This is a genomic window from Stenotrophomonas maltophilia (assembly GCF_013464485.1).
Taxonomy (GTDB): domain Bacteria; phylum Pseudomonadota; class Gammaproteobacteria; order Xanthomonadales; family Xanthomonadaceae; genus Stenotrophomonas; species Stenotrophomonas maltophilia_AW.
Genome location: NZ_RAUX01000088.1, coordinates 1 through 785, shown reverse-complemented (window position 1 = coordinate 785; position 785 = coordinate 1). Strand labels below are relative to the sequence as shown.

At 68.0% G+C, this 785-nt stretch carries 1 protein-coding gene and 1 pseudogene; both read left to right on the top strand.

Annotated elements, in window-relative coordinates:
- Window positions 1-678 (top strand): annotated as a pseudogene (gene smeD / locus D7Y61_RS22425) (multidrug efflux RND transporter periplasmic adaptor subunit SmeD); the annotation flags it as partial.
- Between the two features lie 12 nt (window positions 679-690).
- A partial coding sequence (locus tag D7Y61_RS22830; RefSeq protein WP_180849240.1) for an efflux RND transporter permease subunit occupies window positions 691-785 on the top strand: 95 nt, incomplete at its 3' end.

The window sequence follows — 785 nt, the reverse complement described above, 5'->3', positions numbered from 1 at the left end:
GCCCGCATCACCGCGCCGATCAGCGGCCGCATCGGCAAGTCCAGCGTCACCCAGGGTGCGCTGGTCAGCGCCGGCCAGGYCAMTGCSCTGGCCACCGTGCAGCAGCTGGACCCGATCTATGTGGACCTGACCCAGTCCTCGGCCGAGCTGCTGCAGCTGCGYCGYGARCTGGCCGCKGGCCGCCTGCAGGACAACCAGWCGCTGCCGGTCAGCATCCTRATGGAAGACGGCAGCACCTTCGAGCACAAGGGCACGCTGGAGTTCTCCGAAGTSAGCGTCGACCCGGCCACTGGCAGCTTCGGCCTGCGCGTGAAGGTGGACAAYCCGGACGGYCTGCTGATGCCGGGCAYGTACGTGCGCGCGGTGATCGGTGGCGGCGTGCGCAGCGATGCRGTGCTGGTRCCGATGGCCGGCATCGCCCGCGATCCGAAGGGTGACACCTCCGCGATGGTGGTCGACAAGGACAACAAGGTCGAAGTGCGCCCGGTCAAGGTCAGCCGCACGGTYGGCGACAAGTGGCTGGTCGAGGACGGTCTGAAGGCGGGCGACAAGGTCATCGTCGAAGGCCTGCAGAAGATCGGCCCCGGCATGCCGGTCAAGGCCACCGAGAAGGGCGCTGYTCCGGCCAAGCCGGCRGCGGCYGCCCAGCCTGCCGCTSCGGCCGGCGACGCGAAGTAAGCGGAGAACCCCATGGCACGCTTTTTCATCGATCGACCCATCTTTGCATGGGTGATCGCCATCATCATCATGCTCGCCGGCGGCCTGGCCCTGTTCAAGCTGCCGGT